Annotated in this window: 16 protein-coding genes and 2 pseudogenes; 9 read left to right on the top strand and 9 right to left on the bottom strand. The window is 70.9% G+C overall.

The window, feature by feature from the left end; translation table 11 throughout:
- Positions 1 to 367 precede the first annotated feature (367 nt).
- From ACWGIU_RS07495 to ACWGIU_RS07475, 5 genes are all read right to left on the bottom strand, one after another.
- Complete coding sequence (locus ACWGIU_RS07495) at positions 368 to 3,382, bottom strand: ATP-binding protein (RefSeq protein ID WP_453703330.1); 3,015 nt, start codon at positions 3,380 to 3,382, stop codon at positions 368 to 370.
- 219 nt (positions 3,383 to 3,601) lie between these two features.
- Complete coding sequence (locus ACWGIU_RS07490; RefSeq protein WP_453703328.1) at positions 3,602 to 6,547, bottom strand: helix-turn-helix transcriptional regulator; 2,946 nt, start codon at positions 6,545 to 6,547, stop codon at positions 3,602 to 3,604.
- A gap of 94 nt (positions 6,548 to 6,641) precedes the next feature.
- Positions 6,642 to 7,535 (bottom strand): PaaX family transcriptional regulator C-terminal domain-containing protein, encoded by an 894-nt coding sequence (locus ACWGIU_RS07485; RefSeq protein WP_453703326.1) that lies wholly within the window; start codon positions 7,533 to 7,535, stop codon positions 6,642 to 6,644.
- A complete protein-coding gene (locus ACWGIU_RS07480) occupies positions 7,532 to 8,188 on the bottom strand; it encodes a GNAT family N-acetyltransferase (protein WP_453703324.1) in 657 nt (218 codons plus the stop codon). Before ACWGIU_RS07480 ends, ACWGIU_RS07485 begins: the two co-directional genes overlap by 4 nt.
- 287 nt (positions 8,189 to 8,475) lie before the next feature.
- A complete protein-coding gene (locus ACWGIU_RS07475) occupies positions 8,476 to 8,757 on the bottom strand; it encodes a UDP binding domain-containing protein (RefSeq protein WP_453703332.1) in 282 nt (93 codons plus the stop codon).
- Here ACWGIU_RS07475 and ACWGIU_RS07470 point away from each other — a divergent pair.
- Positions 8,739 to 10,187, top strand: coding sequence for a tetratricopeptide repeat protein (locus tag ACWGIU_RS07470; RefSeq protein WP_453703322.1), 1,449 nt, complete (start codon positions 8,739 to 8,741; stop codon positions 10,185 to 10,187). The genes ACWGIU_RS07475 and ACWGIU_RS07470 overlap by 19 nt on opposite strands.
- A 517-nt stretch (positions 10,188 to 10,704) precedes the next feature.
- On the opposite strand, the gene ACWGIU_RS07465 is transcribed toward ACWGIU_RS07470, so the two are convergent.
- Together ACWGIU_RS07465 and ACWGIU_RS07460 are read right to left on the bottom strand one after the other, a co-directional pair.
- Entirely contained in the window at positions 10,705 to 10,887 is a 183-nt protein-coding gene (locus ACWGIU_RS07465; RefSeq protein WP_453703320.1) for a hypothetical protein, read from the bottom strand.
- Between the two features lie 461 nt (positions 10,888 to 11,348).
- Positions 11,349 to 11,960 (bottom strand): hypothetical protein, encoded by a 612-nt coding sequence (locus ACWGIU_RS07460; protein WP_453703318.1) that lies wholly within the window; start codon positions 11,958 to 11,960, stop codon positions 11,349 to 11,351.
- Between the two features lie 457 nt (positions 11,961 to 12,417).
- Here ACWGIU_RS07460 and ACWGIU_RS07455 point away from each other — a divergent pair, with 457 nt between their 5' ends.
- The gene (locus ACWGIU_RS07455) at positions 12,418 to 12,612 is read left to right on the top strand and encodes a hypothetical protein (RefSeq protein ID WP_453703316.1); all 195 of its coding nucleotides are present in this window, start codon (positions 12,418 to 12,420) and stop codon (positions 12,610 to 12,612) included.
- Positions 12,576 to 12,923: pseudogene (locus ACWGIU_RS07450) on the top strand (NF041680 family putative transposase); the annotation flags it as partial. The gene ACWGIU_RS07455 and the pseudogene ACWGIU_RS07450, both read left to right, overlap by 37 nt.
- An 8-nt stretch (positions 12,924 to 12,931) precedes the next feature.
- On the opposite strand, the gene ACWGIU_RS07445 reads toward ACWGIU_RS07450, so the two are convergent.
- Entirely contained in the window at positions 12,932 to 13,219 is a 288-nt protein-coding gene (locus ACWGIU_RS07445; RefSeq protein ID WP_453703314.1) for a three-helix bundle dimerization domain-containing protein, read from the bottom strand.
- A 191-nt stretch (positions 13,220 to 13,410) separates the two neighbouring features.
- On the opposite strand from ACWGIU_RS07445, the gene ACWGIU_RS07440 reads away from it, so the two are divergent.
- Positions 13,411 to 13,662 carry a hypothetical protein gene (locus ACWGIU_RS07440; protein ID WP_453703334.1) on the top strand — a complete coding sequence of 84 codons (252 nt, stop codon included), beginning with the start codon at positions 13,411 to 13,413 and terminating at the stop codon, positions 13,660 to 13,662.
- A 55-nt stretch (positions 13,663 to 13,717) separates the two neighbouring features.
- Here the strand turns inward: ACWGIU_RS07440 and ACWGIU_RS07435 are convergent.
- Positions 13,718 to 14,137: pseudogene (locus ACWGIU_RS07435) on the bottom strand (ATP-binding protein); the annotation flags it as partial.
- A 1,242-nt stretch (positions 14,138 to 15,379) separates the two neighbouring features.
- Between ACWGIU_RS07435 and ACWGIU_RS07430 the strand changes: the two are divergent.
- The 5 genes from ACWGIU_RS07430 to ACWGIU_RS07410 all read left to right on the top strand — a co-directional run bounded on the left by ACWGIU_RS07430 (position 15,380) and on the right by ACWGIU_RS07410 (position 17,801).
- A complete protein-coding gene (locus ACWGIU_RS07430) occupies positions 15,380 to 15,640 on the top strand; it encodes a hypothetical protein (RefSeq protein ID WP_453703312.1) in 261 nt (86 codons plus the stop codon).
- The gene (locus ACWGIU_RS07425; RefSeq protein WP_453703310.1) at positions 15,637 to 15,807 is read left to right on the top strand and encodes a hypothetical protein; all 171 of its coding nucleotides are present in this window, start codon (positions 15,637 to 15,639) and stop codon (positions 15,805 to 15,807) included. Before ACWGIU_RS07430 ends, ACWGIU_RS07425 begins: the two co-directional genes overlap by 4 nt.
- Positions 15,804 to 16,712, top strand: a complete 909-nt coding sequence (locus ACWGIU_RS07420; protein WP_453703309.1) for a hypothetical protein — start codon at positions 15,804 to 15,806, stop codon at positions 16,710 to 16,712. The genes ACWGIU_RS07425 and ACWGIU_RS07420 overlap by 4 nt, the downstream gene beginning before the upstream one ends.
- Positions 16,713 to 16,921: 209 nt before the next feature.
- Positions 16,922 to 17,152: a hypothetical protein gene (locus ACWGIU_RS07415; RefSeq protein WP_453703307.1), complete on the top strand. Its 231-nt coding sequence runs from the start codon at positions 16,922 to 16,924 to the stop codon at positions 17,150 to 17,152.
- A 112-nt stretch (positions 17,153 to 17,264) separates the two neighbouring features.
- Entirely contained in the window at positions 17,265 to 17,801 is a 537-nt protein-coding gene (locus ACWGIU_RS07410) for a DM13 domain-containing protein (protein WP_453703305.1), read from the top strand.
- The last annotated feature ends 58 nt before the right edge of the window (positions 17,802 to 17,859 follow it).

The following is a 17,859-nucleotide window of genomic DNA, read 5'->3' as shown; positions in this document are numbered from 1 at the left end:
TCCGGATACCGGGCACACCGCCGGGGACGGCCAGGTTCCCGGGGGGGGAGGCCGGCCCGGTCGGCCGGGTCGGAGTGGCCGGAGGGCAGGGTTCCTGCCGGGGTCAGCTCGCCGAGGCAGTCGGCCTGCTGATGTGCGGCCCCGGGTACGCGCAGCTGCGACAGGCGGGCGCAGTGGCCCTCGGCCGGGACGGCGCCCGGCCAGGCCGAGACCTCCGTGCGTCGACGGGCGGATGGCCACACGCTGGACGTCGGGAAGGGGGCCGGGTATGGGTGTGCCCGCCATGACGGGGGTCCCCGGAGAGGGGGCCGCCACCATGGCGGGCTCGGACATGACCTCGACTCCAGCGCGGGGGGGGGCGACTCGTTCAGCTTGTGCCGGTCGGAATCGTTACCGAGCCCCGTGTGCTGGTGGACGCCTTTGGCGTAGATGTGGCCGAAGTGGCCGCCGCTGGTCGTGCCCCGCTCTGACTGCACGTGGGCGTGGTTGCTGTCGGTCCGTCCTGAGCGGCGCCCGCGGTGCCGAAGATCTGGGACAGCGCCCACCTGTTGCTGACCCCGAGTTTGCGGAAGGCGCGGGTCAGGTGGGCCTCGACCGTCTTGACCGACACGAACGTCAGCTCCGCGATGTCCCGGTTCGACAGGCCCCGGCCCGCCATCTCGGCGACCGCGCGCTCCCGCCGCGAGAGCCCGGAGGTCGCAGCGGCCCGCGCGCGCGGGCCCAGCGCACCGATCCGGCGCTGGGCGTTGACCGCCTGCGTGTACAGGTGACGGGCGCCGTACTGCGCCGCGGTCTGCTTGGCACGCCCGGCGTTCTCCACCGCTTCGTCCAGGCTTCCCGCCCGCGACAGCACATGGGTGAGCGACAGCTGGACCCGGGCCTCTTCCAGGACCTGTCCGGTGGAGCGGAAGTCCGCCGACGCGGAGACGAGGAGCTCCACGGCGGCATCCACGCCGCCCGTACCCAGGGCGCACGCCCGGGCGACCGCCGCGTGTCCCAGCTGTCCTCGCAGCCCCACGGCCCCGGCTGCCTCCTCGGCCCGTTGCGCCCAGGCGTGCGCGGCCGCCGGCCGGCCGCGCGCGGCCTCGGCCTGTGCGGCGGTGCTGTACCAGCCCGCCTTCACGGAGTGCGTCGGCTCCGAGTGACGGGGCCGGTCCGCGACGTGCTGCATCAGCGTGACGCAGTCGTCCAGGCGCCCCTGCTCGAAACGTATGGTGGCGAGCACTCCGGCGGTCAGCGCCCACAGACGGCCGCGGGCCCGGACGGTCCGCAGGGCGCGCTCGGCGAGCGGTGCGGCGGACGCCGGATCGTCCCGCAGCATGATCACTTTCGCGCGCAACCCCAGCGCGTAGCCGACCAGGTCCGGCTTCCCCAACAGGTGCGCCATCTCCTCGGCTGCCTCCGCCGATTCGACCGCCTCCGTGAGTTGGCCCACCTCACGGACCGCCCACGCGTGACCGAGCAGGAGGTACGGCAGGACATGGCTCTGCCCGGTATGCCGGGCGATCCGAACACCGCGGCTGATGTGGCGGACGCTGTCGTCGTAGCGCCCGGCGAGCAGTTCGGCCCAGCCGAGCTGGCTCAGCGGGTCGAGGAGAGCGGTCAATTCCTCATCCTCCATCGCGTCCACAGCCGTCGCGGCCCGCGTGGCGTGCGTCAACAGAGCCGCGGACTCGCCGCCGTAGGCCGCGCCCAGGGCCCGGCACGCGGCGGCGGCGGTGCGAGTCCCGCGGTCACCGGTGCGCGCGGCGTGGTGTGACGCCGTGTCCAGGTGCGCGGCGGACTCGTCGTACGCGCGCTGGATCATCCGTACGCTGGCAAGCTCCAGCCGCAGGGGGTTGGCGGCGGCACTGGTCTCGGGCCACGCCGCCAGCTCCGCCTCCAGCACGGCGCGGGCCTCGCCGACACTGCCCAGGATGCGTTCCACCTGCGCCTGCAGGGCGACCACTTCCACCCGTCGCCCGCGTCGGCCGGCCGGCAGCAGCTCCATCGCCTCACCGAGTGCCTCCCGGAAGCCGGCGAGGTCGCCGGTGAGCCCCAGGGCCCGCGCCAGCGCCACCAGTACGCCGAACCTCGGCTCACCCGATGTGGTGGATGGTTTCAGGAGCTGGAGCGCGGCCCGCAGCCAGGACGCGGCGGTCGCGGGGACGGAGTACATGACGTGCTCGGACGCCTCGCACAGCAGCCGGACCGCGTCCAGGTCGCCCGGCTCGGCCGACCGCACGACGTGGGGCGCCCGCTCCACCGGGCCGGCCCCTGCGACGCGCAGCGCCCGGTCTGCTCTGCCCTGTGCCGCCAGCCACCAGCCCGGCGGCGAGTCACCGGATATCAGCTCCCGCAGGAGCGGGTGCCGGAACTTCAGCATCCGGCCCGATCCGCCGGGGCGGACGAGGTCCATCCGGGCAAGGGTGTCCAGTGCCGCCAGAGCCGTCACCGGTGGCAGGTCCGCGACCATTGCGAGCAGCGCCGGCTGGAACGGGTCGCCGAGTACGGCGGCGGCCCTGAGCACGGTGAGCTGTGGTGGCGTGAGCAGGGCCACTTCCCTCACCAGCGCGGCCCGCAGAGAGCGCGGCAGGTCGGCGAAGCGCGCCGCGTCCCCTTCCTGGGGTCGCACCGCCAACCGGGCGAGTACCTGAAGGTAGAGGGGGTTGCCGCCGCTGGCGGCGTACAGGGTGGCTCGCCGTTGCCGTGGCAGTGACGTGCCGAGCAGTTCGTCTGCCGCCCTCCGGTCGAGCGGTGTGAGGCGCAGTCGTTCGGCGCGGTAGCCGTCAGCGGTCTGCGACAGGCACGTCAGCAGCCTCGGCCGTGCCTGTCGCGGCCGATAGGCGCAGGCGAGGATCACGGGGACCTGAGGAGGATGCCGCAGCAGATGGTGCAGCAGCTCCAGCGAGCCCTCGTCGGCCCAGTGGAGATCGTCGAGGCACAGGAGAACACCCCCGGAGCGTCTTGTGCCCTCCAGCAGCCGGGCCACCGCGCCGTACAGCCGGAACCGTTCGACGAGAGGCGGCACCGAACCGCAGGAGGCGTCCCGTTTCGAGGGATGGGCGAACGCCAGCTCCAGCAGTTCCCGCGTCCGGTCGTCCACAGCCGCCTCGCCGAGCCGCTCCGGGGCTTGGAGGCGGGCACGCAGCGCCTCGGCCACGACCCCGAAGGGGTGCTCCCGCTCGTATTCCGAGGCCCGGCCGGACAGCACGGCCAGCCCGCCCTCCCGTGCTCGCGCGGCCAGTTCCGCCAAGAGCCTGGTCTTGCCCAGTCCGGGGTCGCCGGTGACTTCGACGACCGTCGACCGGCCTTCGGCACAGGCCTGGACCGCGCTCCGCAGACGTTGCGACTCCCGCCCCCGGTCTGCCTGCGGGGCCGCCGGACGCGGCACGGAAGCCATGTCGCCCCTTGTGCTCCTCATCTGGGTGCGCCGGCTCTGACGGACACCTCTGGGAGCCTGCCCACCGGGCAGGTGGACGTGGACAATCGCAACGGAACGCGCATGAGAGGTGCTCTTTCCGAGTGGAGGGCACGGCATCGCCACGGATGCGGACATCCGGAAGTCTCCCGACGCCGGTTGCCGGGTACATCGGTAGTACTACGCAACACGCATACGCAATCAGGCGGTTGGCTGAGCCGACGTGTTGTCCGACCGCCTGCCGCGGGCCGTCAGGGATGCCAGCGCGGCGCGGGACGACACTGCCGTCTTACGGTAGATCCGGGCGAGGTGGCTCTCGACCGTGCGCCGGCTGAGGTAGAGCTCGCCGGCGATCGCCTGGCTGGTGAGGCCTTTGGCGACCAGCTCGGCGATCTCCCGCTCGCGCGGGGTCAACGTGGCCAGCACGTCGGCCGGTGCCGCGGGTGCGGTCGGGCCCTCGAACACCGCCGGGCGTACTAGTTCTGCCAGGCCGGCCAACAATCGTGCTCCGCCCGCGGAGGCCAGGTGGGAGCCCCGGTGCCACATGGCGGCCGCGCGCGGGCCGTCTCCGGAGGCCTTCATGAGGGGAGCACCGAGCAACAGGGATTGCGCCTCCCGGAGCGCCGCCCCGGACCGGGCGCTGTGCGCCGCGGCTTCGGCGAACAGCCGGGCCGCCACGGCCTTGTCATTTCGGTGTGCCGCGATCTGGGCGTGGCTGCGCGACGCTGCTCCGCGCTGGGCCGGAAGGCCGAGCCGTTCGGCTTCCTCGTGGGCGCGCTGAGCCCAGTGTTCGGCTTCTTCCACGTCACCGGTGGCGAGGGCGGCGGCGGTGAGCAGTTCCAGGAAGTAGCACCGTACCGAGGGCTGGAGCCGACGCAGGTCCCTTCCGCAAGCGCCCCCGTGCAGCAGGACTTTCCGTACCCGCTGCGGATCACCGGCGAGATACGCGGCCTGAGCGAGCATGGACCAGGCCAGTGATGCCCACCAGCTGTCGCTCGTTCCGGCCGCGGCCACGGCTTCCTCGGCGACGGCCAATGCCTCCCGATCGCCCGGAGGGCGCGCCTGCAGCAGGATCTGGGATCTGAACGCCAAGGTGAAGGCGAGCAGTTCGCTGCTGCCCAGGGCCCGCGTGATGGGCTCGGCCTCGTCGGCCAGTTCCAACGCGGTCGTGATCCGGCAGGTGTTGAGGCGGACGTGGGCCTTGCACAGCAACAACTGGGGCAACAGGTAGAGCTGACCGGTGCGCCGGGCTATCTCCAGTCCCCGGTCGGCGTGCCGTTCCGCGTGGGTGTAGTTCTCCAGAAACACTTCAGTCCAGGCCAGCCTGGACAGGGATTCGCACAGGCCCGCGAGGTCGTTGTCGGTCATCGCGTCCGCCAGTCGGGCCGCGGGTTCGGCGAACGTACGGGCCGCGGCCATATCGCCCTCGTACCCCTCGCCCATGGCGGCCAGCGCCAGCGCTCGCATCTCGCGGGTGTGGTCGCCGAGGGCACGTGCCCTCGCCAGAGCCTGACTGATCTCCGCGCGCACCTCGGGAAAGCGGGCGGCGGTCAATGCGCAGTAGACCAGTTGCAGGCGCAGTTCGACCGACTGGGCCTCCGGGCGTCCCGGCGACCGGGCGAGTTCGCGGCGCAGCAGCGCGTCGCCTTCCGGGTAGCGTCCGAGTCGGCACTCCATCAGGGCGCAGAGCGCCACGGCGGACGTGCGGACGGCGTCGGTGTCCGGACCTGGGAGGTCCAGCACCTGATGCAGCAGGTTCCGGCTTTCTCCGAGCTCACCGGTCTCGCCGAGAGCCTGAGCGCGCAGCAGCATCAGTTCGCGGCGCGTGGACCTCTGTTCCGGGGTGTCCGGTAGGAATCGCAGCACGACCTGCAGCCAGCGGGCGGAGATCACCGGAGCGGTCGCGGCGGTCTGCTGCGCGGCGGTGGTCAGTACGGCGGCCGCCTGCGGGTCCCAGCCGGCCAACGACTGTTCGAGGTGGTGTGCCCGCTCGACGGCGGACGCACCGGCCCGTTCCAGCTCCGCCGCCGTCAGGCGGTGGAACTCCTGGCGCCGCCACGGGTCGATGCTCTCGTGGACCAGCGCCCGGATCAGCGGGTGTCGCAGCATTAGCCCGCCTCCCCCCTGCCCCGGCCGCACCAAGTCGCGCCGCATCACCTCGCGCAGGGCCGCGGCGATGTCGCCGACCTCGGAACCGGTGAGTGCGCTGATCAGCTCGGGAGTGGTGCGGTCGCCAAGGACGGCTGCCGCCTCGACGGCCCGGCGTTCAAGTGGACCCAGCGGCGACAGTTCGTCGAGCAGCAGCGCTTTGAGATCGGCAGGCAGGCCATCCGGTCCGCCGAACACGGCAGATGCCTGCGGTGCGCAGTGTGTCCGAGGCATCCGGGCTCCGCGATGGGCCTGGAGGAGGGCGAGGAAGTACAGCGGGTTGCCCTCGCTCGCCGAGTAGAGCTCTGCCGCCTGCTGCCCGGGCAGGTCAGAGGCCAGTCCATCGACGCAGTCGCGTTCGCCGAGCGGCCCCAGAGCGAGCCGCAGCACCGTCCCGGTGTCCATGCCCCGGGCCAGCGCGGTGGCGAGCGAGGGTGGCGCCTGACGGTTACGGCGTGAGATGACAAAAAGTAACGGCGCTGGGGCCGGATGCCGAACCAGGTGGTCCACAAGCTCCAGCGACGCCGGGTCCGCCCAGTGCAGGTCGTCCAGCACCACCACCAGCCCCGCGCGGCCGAGACGGCCCAGCACGGCGGCCGTCGCCTGGTACAGGCCGAACCGGTCACCGGCATCCGGCCCGCCCGGCCCTTCCATCACGCCTCGCAGAGCCGGGGAGAGCTCGGCCAGTACCGGAAAGAGCCGCAGGGCTCGCTCATCCAGGTCGGCGAAGGCATCGGCGAACGGTCGGAAGGGGCTGTGCCGCTCGTACTCCGTAGCCCGGCCACGCAGCACGGTCACCCCACGGCGGCGGGCGCCCGCGCAGAACTCCGCCAGCAGTCGGCTCTTGCCGATACCGGCCTCACCCGTGACATCGACCACCGCCGGACCGCCCTCCCCCAGCCGCTCCAGCACCGAGTAGAGCCGACCGAGCTCTGCGGTCCTGCCGACGAACGGCGCCCTGTCCACGCACTGCTCCGGGCCGTCATACGCCTTAGACACGAGCAATCCCCTCCTGAACGAACTCCCGCCACGGAACCGGTCCCGCTACTCCTTGGCCCGCCCGGGACCGAGCGCTCCCTGGCGGCCGAGCTCGTCATGTGTCCAGCACGTCGGCGTACAGCGCGAACAGGCGCAGGGTCGGGGTGCCACCGGCCGGGCTGGTTTCGCGAAGGCGCCTCCAGCAGTCGGCTGTCAGGCGGCGGGCGTGGCTTCCCGGCCAGGGCTGGGGCAGGAGTTCGGGTGGGAGGAGGGGATCGGGGGCCATCGCTGCGGTGAACTGGGCGGCGAGTGCGACGGCCATGGTGAGCCGCTCGGCGTCCGACGGCTCCGGCCCCTCGGTGAGTTCCGTGAGGCGGGATTGAGCGAAGGCCGCGAGCTGTTCGTGCCGGGCGGCGATCTCCTGCAACGGCCACAGCGAGGCTGACAGCGCTCGGGGGTGGGTGACGCCGCCGATCCGCAGGTCAGTGGTGGTGAAGCAGGTGAGGGTGTCGAGGACACCGAGGTGACTGGCCTGGGCCTCGACGAGCTCGGCGACGGGGTGCGCATTGACGTACAAGCCGCTCTGGACGGGTGCGGCGCCGATATAGAGAAGGTGCTCGCGCAGGGTGTCGCGGGCGGCACGGCGGGATTCGGGGATGGCGAAGGCGAACAGGTGCCAGATGCCGTCCCATGGGGCGAGTCCGGCGTCCTGCCGGTAGGCGTGGCGCACGTAGGAGGCCTCGGGTGCCAGGGATCCGGTCACATCGGCGCGGGCGCGGAGGATCGCCTTGCGGCCTCGGCCTTCCTGGGTGAAGCAGCCCTCGGTGACCAGGCGTTTGATGCACAGGCGCACCTGCTGGTCGGTCATGTCCAGGATGCCGGCGACGGTGTAGAGCTCGTCGGCGTCGACGGTGCCGTCCTCGCGGACGAGGGCGTGGACGAGCAGCGGGGTGGGGATCTCCGGCTTGTCGGCCCGGCTGTTGGCGTGGGCAGTGGTGTCGGCGTTCATCGCGCCTCCCCGGTCCCCGGCGCGTCCGCTCCATTGACCGGGCGGTGCATGGTCGTGACGGCGCCGAAGCCCATCAGGCGGCGCAGGTAGGGCGTCAGCTCGGTGCGGACGGCGGTGAAGCCGTGCCGCTCGTACAGCGCCGTGGCGCGGGGGTTGACGTCGATGACCTCCAGCCGGATCCGGTGGCAGCTGTTGCCGAGGGCGACGGCCGCGATCTCCTGCAGGAGCAGGCTGCCGATGCCAGTGCCGCGGTGTGCCGCGTCCACGGCGATGCCGTCCATCACCAGTTCGCCCGGGGCGGGTGTCCGCTCGAACAGGGCGAGGATCGCCAGCCGGGGCAGGCCGCGGAAGAGGCCGTAGGTCGACAGCACGCTCCCCATGCCGCCGCCCGTCAGTGCGCGGCCGTCGATCTGGTAGCCGGCCACGCCGACCACCCGGCCGTCGACGAGCGCGGTGATGCCGCGGTCGTGTTGCAGGTGGGCCGCGATGAACGCGCGCCCCACGTCGGGCGGATCGAGCGCCGGGGCGAGCTTGCGGCCGAACGCCTCCCAGTAGAGCGCCGCCACCTGCTCCTCGGCGCCCAGGGGTACGCCCCTGCGCACCACCGGCCCGCCGCTTCCCGTTCCTTGAGCCTTGCCCACTGTCGCCTCCACCCCTCTGCTCCCGCCTCACCTTGCTTGATCGAGTGTAGTACGTTCACTACGAAAACGAGCGTTTTCCATATGAGCGATTTCGAGCGGGGTGAGAGCCAGAAAGCGACGTTCGCCGCACCGGCCTTGGTGCCGGACGAGGTCGGCTGGACGCTGACCCAGGTGGCCGCAGGGGCAGTGCGGGGATCGATGGCCGTCGGTGGTTGGCCGCCAGGACTCGGCCGGCGAACGTCACCTCGCGTTCGGCGATGAACCGGAAGCCCAGAGATCGGCAGACGCCGTGCAGGGAGTCAGGGGCGGCCGACGGAGGTGTACCGGAATCCGATTTCGCGCAGGCGCGCAGGGTCGAGGAGGTTGCGGCCGTCGAACAAGACCGGTGTGCGCATGACTCTGTGCGCTTCGGTCCAGTCGACTTCGGTGAGCTCGGGCCATTCGGTCACGATCACTGCCGCGGCTGCGTCGGCCCGGGCCTGCTGTGCGGTCGGGTAGCGGGTGGTGGAGTCCCAGGGTTCCCCCGCGGCCGGGCGGGCGAAGGGGTCCCAGGAGCGGACTTGTGTTCCTTCGGCGAGCAGGCGGCTGGCGGCTGGCGGCTGGCGGCTCGGGCATGTTCACGTACTACCCGAGCACGATCCGCGCGGCGGAGGCTCTCTACGCGCGAGCCGCGGCGGCCGGCTCGCACCAGGCCCTGGTCGAGCAGGCCATCCTGGTGGCCCGCGACAGCGACCGGATCGAGGAGGCACGCGCCCTGGCCGTACGGGCGCACGAGCTCGGCTACTCGGGCGCGGCCTACGTCCTGGGTGTCTGGGCCTTCGAGCGCGGTGACCAGCGCACGGCCGAGCATTGGTTCGAGACGGCGGCAGCAGCACCCGATGGTCACGACTATGCCCGCTTCTACCTCGGTCTGATCGGCATTATGCAGCGGCGGCTGGACGAGGCCGAGCGATGGCTGCGTCTCACCGGCGACACCGAGGACGAGGACAAGAACGATCAGTACGGCGGCCTGCCCAAGACGTTCGTCGAGCAGCTTGAGGAGATCGCGGCGATTCGCGCCGACCCCGCCCGGCTGCCCGACCCCGAACTCTCGGCGCGCCTGCCCGAGTTGCGGGCGGCCGCGGAGTCCGGCGGTCCCGAGGAGTGCTTCGCGCACGCCGATGCACTCGACCGCCTCTACCGGCTGCCCGACGCCGCCGACTGGTACCGCAAGACCGGCACTCCGCGCGCGCTGCTCGAGCTCGGCCGCATGCTGCAGGACTGCCAGGCCGACGAGACCCTGCTCGTGCCGTACTTCGAGCCGGCCGCCGAGGCCGGGGACGCGGGGGCTGCGTACAGCATCGCCGGGATCCACACCCACGCGAAGAACGAGCGGGCCGCCGGCATCTGGACGCTGAAGGCCGCGGAGCTCGGTCACGCGAGGGCAGCCTGGGGCGTCGGCTGGACCTCCGAAGAGCGGGGCGGGGACCCGCAGTTCGCGGAGCGCTGGTATGTGCGCGCCGCCGAGGGCGGTCTGGCGCGGCCCGCGTTCCTGGCCGGTCGCAGCATGGTGCGCTGGGGGCGTTACGCCGAGGCCGAGCCGTGGCTCGTGAAGGCGTGGGAGAACGACATCCCCGAGGCGGCGTACCACCTCGGCAGGGCACTGCGCCGGCTCGGACGCACCGCGGAGGCCGAACAGTGGCTGCGCCGCGCGGTGGAGCGCTCCGGCGACTTCGACCCACCGCCCGGACCGCTCGAACGGCGCGTCGATCCCCGCCCCGAGCTGGCCGAGCTGCTCGTCGAGACGGAGCGCGACGAGGAGGCCACGCCACTCGTCGCGGACATCCTCGCCGAGTACCCGGGCCACCTCGCCGGCCACCGCCTCGCCGGCCGACTGGCCCGGCGCCGCGGCGACCTGGCCACGGCCGAACAGCACTTCGCGCAGATCGAGGAGCGGGACTCCGACCCCGGTACGCGGATGAGCCTTCTGGAGATCCGTGAGCTGCTGGCTCAGGTGACGCACGAACACTGAGCGCGAAGTAGCCGGAGCGGAGTGGCCGGCGCGGTGGGGAGTCAGACCCAGCGGGCCTCGGGCTACTCGCTCATTTGTGACTGTGTTGGCTCTGTACACGAGAACGGTTGGAAGTGAACGAAGCTATCACGCACACACGGACGACAGTCAACCTTCACTGGAAAACGACAGCAACCCTCACCAAGAAAACGACACCCCCACGAACCCCCACCCCAACCACCAGCGAAGACGCCTCAAACACCCAGTGCAGACAACTGACGCCACCCACGGAAAAACACACGACGCCCATCCCCCAGGACCCCGCAGCCGGGCTCCGCTAAAACAGGCAGGCCGAGTTCCTACCTCTTCCTAAAAACGGAGGTACCGCTCCCGGAGCATTTCGCCGGTCTCGGCCGTTCTCAGCACATCTATCGATCCATATTCCGAAACGGCTTTGAGGAACCTATCAACAAGGGAAAAATCGTGACCCCTCAAGGCCTCATCCATGAGATGGTCCCCAAATGGGAGACAGATCGGTTCAACTTGTTGCAACGTTGACATTAACGAAGCGGCTATTTACCGAGGCGGCAAATTTAAGCAGCAGGGAGATGGCATCTTCATCCATCTTACTAAGTCCACTCGACAGCCAGAACTCATCTTCCGAATCCGTGCGTCCACAATATCCCGCGATCACACCTGCTGCCAGTTCGCCCCAACCCATATGAATAAGACTCAACGGCATTACTGGCCAACGACCTCCATACGGCAAGGCCCAGCTCGAAAGACGATTAACGGAGTATACGCTGGTGGAAAACCGGGCCTTAGGCTCGATAGCACTCAGGAGTCGTATCACCCCCTCCCTATCCAGTTTCCCTTTCCTAATCGTAGAATCAACGCTGACCGCGGTCCGGTTCACCTGACCCCGCCCACCCCGTCCGGCCCGACGAGCCGGACGGGGTGGGGGCACAGCGTCCCTCCACGGCCGGGGGCGGCCTGTAGGCATGCCGCCTGTCCGGTGGCCGGCTCCGACGGCGACCAGGCGCTCTGAGCGTGCTCGCGATGCCGCTACCCTCGTCGGGGTACGGCCGGTCCGGGGAGGACCGACCTCGCCAACGACGACGTCGGTACGGCGTGGAGACCACGCGTCCTGACCACGCAGGCCGGGGCCGGTGCCGCGCCCAGCTACCCCATTGCGACGGCGGGCCCCTGCGCGACCCTGGCGTGCTGCATCGCTGTGAGCCGGCGGACGAAGAGCACCGCAAGTACGGCCGCCACGATGTCGAGAACGTCACCGATCAGCATCGTCGTTGCCGGCGCCCCCGGAGAGAGCTTCTCCCTCCGGGGGCACCGCGTTCTCCCGCGTGATTCACCACGCCAGAACTGCATCAGCGCCCATCCCTCCGGCCCCTCCACTGCGTCGAGGGATCCCGGCCGCCAGGCGGCCCGTACCCGCCACCGGCCACCCGCCGGCAGGGCAAATCCCACCGCCCGGCCTCCCGCGGCGATCTCATCGACCACAAACCGGCCTGACGGCAGGTCCATCACCACCTCCCCCTGAACCGGCCACGCCCCAGCCTCGAAATCAGCCGGCCCGTCCCACAGCTCCAGCCGCAACCGGGTATCCAGCACATCCCCCGGCGTCTGCAGGTAGAGCATCGTCGCGTTCGCCGCGACCAGCCCCCGCGCACCCGGCGTGGCCGGCCGCTCCCCCGCCTGCCCCTCCGCATCCACCAGACCGAACAACCGGTGGTCGACCACAACATCGAACTCATACGCACTCACCAGCTCAGACATAAGCCCTCCCGCACACGGCACCGCCCCTGCGGCACCCCGGTCTCGTGATACCTCTGCCCCTACCCACCGAACCCCCTCTCCCGGCCCGCCACCCACGATCAAGCCCTTGACGGAGCTGCGCATGGTCCGCTCTGTTCCCGTGCCGCACTGCCGACTGGACCCCGCGAGCAGGAGTCGCCAACGGGCCCTCGGGCGGACGGCCGCGGAGCGGGCGGCACGGGTGACGGTGTCGGCGAGGCCCTCGGCAGTCATCCGGCCGGACGGGTCCCCGATCCGCCGGCCGTGAGCGGCGAGGGCCTTCGAGGTTGAGCTGCTCGTCCCGCCGACTAACGCCCAGCTGAGGGTCCGATCTGGTTTGCCGGCCCTGTCGGGTACGCGCGGCCGCGTTGCACTGGTCCTGTACCGCTTTCGGTGGATTCCACTGCGTGGACGGCCCGGGCGCGGCAGCCTGGAGGCCGTGGACGGCCGATCGGTCGGCCCGATCGCGCGCTGCGGGGAGGGGTTGGTCGTCGTGGACAGGGTGCTCAAGGCGTTGGGGGCCGCGCATGAGGGGTCGGTGGGGGTGCTGCTGGCCGATGGCAGCGAGCCGGGCCCGGTGTACTTCGATGTGGGCAGCGGTTCGTACGTGCCGCGGACCGATGGACGTGGCTGATCCTCGCCGTCTACACCCAGCTCCGTCTCGCCCGCCCACTCGCGGCCGACCTCCGCCGGCCCTGGGAGAAACCCGCACCGGCCGACCGTCTCACCCCTGCCCGAGTCCGCCGCGACTTCCGGCACATCCGCCCAACGACCGCCTGTCCCGCCCGAGCACCGAAACCATCCCGCCCAGGCCCCGGACGACCACCGGGCCGGAAGAACACCCGGCCCACACCCCGCCACGACGTGCACACAGTCCGCAAAACAGACGACCCGAAGCCGAAACCGAAGAAGTCCACGACCCCTCGCCCACGCCGCACAGGTTAAAGATCAAGCTAGTCGGTGTCCGTCGCGGAGAGAAGATCCCGGGCGCGCCGCTCTACGAGAACCGGGAGATAGGTGCGCACCCGCGCGAAGCGGAATTCGGCGTAGGCGGTGTCCACCACACCGCGAACGGTACGGGGGTCGAGACCGGGAAGCGTGTTGACCAGCCGTTGTGTCACATGGGTAAGGACTCTTTCGTCTTCGGATTCCGTCGGCCTGGCTGCCGTCCTTCGCTGAGCCGGGCTCGTCCCTCCACTGTCACCCGAACCACCCTCTCGGGGAAGCCGATCTTCCGCCATCTAGTTCTTCGGGCGCGGCGTCACCTGTCGTCCGAGGTCACTCACTATCAGCCGATCACGATCTGGATCGTGCGCACAGGTCCTGGCTTCCCCCAGAATGTCGCAGTGCCCGCAGCCATGGGGGCCCACGCGCGTTCGACCCGCCAGCAAGAGCGCTATCGCGCTCGTCGGTGGCGACCTGGAGAGCAGTGATGACCTCGCACGAGCGGCGCCGATCCGGCCGGGACGAAGGCTTCGGCGCCTGGCTACAGCAATTCGAAGACCTCGACACCCCCACCGGCGAGCTCGCGCGGCTGGCTGCGGCAGACCCCTTGTGGCCGAGCGGCTCACAGCACCGGCTCCAGGCCTACATCGAACGGCTGGAGAGCTCCGGCGCGACCGCGGCCGTGATCGCCACCCTCCTGGACGCCTGGGTCCGCTGGGCCGCGCACGAAGATGAGTAGCCGAAGACCGTCCCTCCGCGAGGAGGTACAGGGCTGGCTCACACAGCGTCTCCTCGTCGGCCTCGTGAACATCGTCGATGATCACGGCGAGCGGGCAGCGCGCCGCTGCCGAGGCCAGCCACCGGGCGAAGGCGGCGTGCAGCCGAAACCGGCCCGCCGTGGCGTCGCCGTGCGGTGCGGCCGTGGCGCCCAGCGGGTCGATCAGCATCGGCAACGGCCCTACGCGCTCCGGCGGCAGGAGGCGCACCAGTTCACCCAGTGCTTCCGTCCAGGCCCATGCCGCCGGGACGCCCGCGTCGTCCGGGCATCGGCCCGTCACCACCGTCCAGCCCTGCGTCCGTAGCCGGTCGGTGAAGCGGGCCAGGAGTGCGGTCTTCCCCGCGCCGCCCTCGCCCGCCACCAGCGCGACCGCCCCGCCCCCCAAGCCTGCCTGGGCCGCCTGTTCCAGCACGCCCAGTTCCAGCCGCCGGCCCACGAAGGGTGGTGTGGAAGCGAGTGCCGCTCCGCTGCCGACCTCCTGTAGGTCGGCCACACTGGAAACTCCGACCGCCTCTGGCGCGGCGTCCGAGGGCGAGTCGATCAGTGCAACGGCCTCACCAGGGGCGTCCGGGACTGCGGCCGACAGGACGTTCAGGTCTCGGCGGAGAATGGCCTGCTCGAGCTCGGCCAGCCGCGCCCGAGGTCCAACCCGAGCTCCTCGGCGCACACGGCCGCTGCGCGCCGCAGCGCCGCGAGCGCGTCTCCCTGGCGTCCTGTCGCCGCCGGTCCGGCTCCAGGATGCCGCGCAGGTTCGAAACGTAGGAGTGCAGAGACGTACGCGGTTTGGCCGGCAGCCCCTGTGTCCACAGCTCGTCGACGAGTCGGGCGACCGGAACACTGCGGCCGCGGGCCGAAAGGAGGAGTCCCAGGACGGTCCGCGCCTGTCGCCGTGCAACCGTCACCGGTCGCCCGGAGACATGGACATCCAGTGGCCCGAGAACTCCCAGACCCGTCATGATCGGCCAAATGTACCAATGTCCGTGTCTCTGATCATGCCTGGGTATAGGCCGCTGTTGTGCGTCACGTTACCCATCCTGGGCGGTAAGGAGCAGGACCAGTGCCTTGGAGCGGGTCGTGCCGAGCGCGTCGGCCACCGCTTCGGGGAACATGCCGGCGTCACGCATGGCGCCGTAAGGTCTCGCGGTTCGCGGGAGTGCGCGGCCGGGTACACGGTCAGCTGTTCCAGCACGCGGGCACGGTCGCCGAGGTCGAGATCGTCACCGGCGGCGTCGGCGGCCTGCGACCGGCCAGTAAGGCGGCACTCCAGGCAGGGAACAAGCTGCGGCGAGCGCATGCCCAGTCCAACGCCCCGATGCCTCGACCGGACATCGGCGGCGTTCTGATGCGCACGGTGCGACGCCTGACATCCGGGGATGCTCCGGCGCCGGCCGATCTGCACTCCGAGAACGCCTGTATCAACGCCAGTTGGGGCAGTGCGGGGCCGGGGGCCTCGCCGCCTCCCGGCATGTCTGGGCCGCATTCGCCAAGGGCCGGCCCTGTCCGTCGCCTGCACCTACTTCCTCTGCGGCGCTTACGAGGACATCGCGGTCGTCACGGTGCCGGATCGCCGCCACGAACGTCTCGCGCTGGTCCGTGTCGCCGGCCTGACTGCAGCCACCGAACACGAACGGTTCGAAAGTCACTTGTAACGTTCGGCGCGGCTACGGCACTGAGGGGTATGAGCCATGACGACCCGCGTGCACAGTTCCTCAACTGCACGCCGAAGACCAGCCCGGAGCGCGGCCGCCACACGCAGGGCCTGACCGGCCTCAGCGCGCGGATCGTGCAGGAGCAGGGCTGTCGGTTCGAGCGCCCGCGGCCGGTAGGCCACGGGATCGCCACGGGGGCGGCGCGGCCGGACATGACCGGGCACGTCCGGAGGCTCGGCGCGCCGCCAGCATTCCACCGGCGCGTGACGGCGCCGAACTACTCGTCATGAGCATCCCGTACGGCCTGCAGCGCCCGGTGTGCACCATCACGCGCTGGGCGGACGCGGGCTGGATCGGGGAGGTCGGGCCGTACCCCTCGTTTCCCGATCCGGGTGCGGGTTCGACCTCCATGAGCCAGAACATCACCAAGTCAGCAACGAAAGGCCGAAATCAATGACCGCCGAAACCGTCGAGACCGTTCACGTCTGCGCTTTCCCCGGCTGCAGCAACCCGCCCGAGCCGCAGGTATCAGACGGGCAGGGGCCGGCGCCCCGCTACTGCGAGCACCCGGAGCACAACGCGCTCGGCGCGTTCAGGACGTTCCGTGCGAAGCGGCAGCAGCGCAAGGAGGACAAGCGGGCGGCAGCCGAGACCAAGAAGGCGGCGAAGGACGGGGCGAACGGCGCCGAGGCGCCGGCCGCCGGCCAGACCTGGCCCCCCGCTGGTACGGCGCACGGTGCGCCCGCGCACACTCCCGCCCCTGAAACCGTGGCCCAGCCCTCCGGCCAGGTCCCCGGTGCCGAGGTGGTGCCCCAGGAGCTGGGGCAGACCTTTGCCGTCGTCGCGTCCGAGCGGGGGTCGGCGGAAGGCGAGCCCTGCGACATGGCAGCCATGGCAACGGGTGACGGCGACCGCGCCGCCCAGTCCCGCGACACCATCGTCGCGCTCATCAACCGGCTTGCCGCCGATCTGCCCGCCTACATCGAGGAGCTGGCGATCATCACGGATTCCGCGGCGGCCGAGGCCCGGATCGAGACCGTCACCCGCGCCGCCGCGCAGCGGATCCTGGCCGCCGAGGAGCGCGCCGCGCTCGCCGAGGAGGCGGGCGACATGGCCGTAGCCGCTCTCGACGCCGCGACGGAGAAGTTCGCCGAGGAGAGCGCCGCGATTCGCGAGGAGACGGGCCGCCAGGTCGCGGACGCCGAGTTCGTCCGGGCCGAGCTGGAGCGCTACCGCGAGCGCGTCGGCATGCTCGAGGTCCGGCTCGACGCCGTCCGCGACGAGACCGACGAGCTGCGCCGCGAGAAGGCCGCCCGCTCCACCGAGGACGAGCAGCCGCGCCCCGCCGAGCACCAGTGCTGACCGCTCGCCCCACGTGTCCTCGTCGATCTGGTAGCTGAAGAAGGAAGAGGGAACCCATCCAGAAAAGCACTCTCACGCGGTGGTCCGCCCGTTTCGCGGCCGCCACCACGATCGCGGCGACCGCCGCCCTTGTCCCCGCCGCCTCCGCCCATGCGGTCACCCCGAACACCTTCCGCCTGTGCAACTACGGCAGCGGTTACGACACTGTGGTGGAGTTCCCGAACCAGGGCAACTACGCGTTCCGCGTGCTCGCCGGCAAGTGTCAGACCGTAAGGCTCGGCCAGGCGACGTCCAACGAGCCGCTGAAGCTGCACGCGGTCCAGGGAATCTGGAAGGGCCCTCGCAGCTACGTCTTCGCCGGGTTCAGCTACGACCGAAAACGCGGCATCGACATCACCACCGGGGGGACCTACGGAGCCGTCAACTGGGGTTGGAAGTAACCACCGTTGAGGGCCGGCCCGGGGCTGCGGTCCCCGGGTCGGCCCTTTGTGTCGGCCCTGCCCCCCCGGACTGCCGACACACAGCCGAGCAGGGGCCGACCGCGGTCCCGGAGTGAACACCGAACAGAAACGGAAGATCCTCATGTCCCGAACCAAGCGCCCAGCCCTGTGGATCGCCACCGCTGCGGTCATCGTCGTGGCGGCCGTTGGTCTTTATCTCTTCCAGCCCTGGCGGCTGTTCACGACGGAACGCGTGGACGAGGCGGCTCCCGTGGCCACCGGAGAGGCGGCAGCCGCAATCAAGCCGTTGGCGACGGGCAGCTTCATCTCCCACGAGCACGAGACCAGCGGCTCGGTGGAGGTCCTGCGGAGCGCGGACGGCAAGGCGACGTTGCGCCTGACGAACCTGCGCGCCTCGGACGGCCCGGCCCTGCACGTGTGGCTCAGCGACCAGCCGGTCAAGCGGGACGGCGGCGGCAACCTCGACGACGGCAAGCACGTCGACCTGGGCAGCCTCAAGGGCAACGAGGGCAATCAGAACTATGCGATTCCGGCGGGGACCGACCTGAACGCGTTCTCCACGGTGACGATCTGGTGTGAACGCTTCAGCGTGTCGTTCGGCGCGGCCGAGCTGAAGCAGCGCGCTTGACGGACTCGGGGCGAGCGCAAAGCGGTGGAGCGGGTGGCGGTGGCCCCCCCGCCCCCCG

The sequence above is a fragment of the Streptomyces sp. NPDC054840 genome (assembly GCF_053611065.1).
Note: the sequence above shows the minus strand (reverse complement) of the source record. Positions and strands in the feature narration are given on the sequence as shown.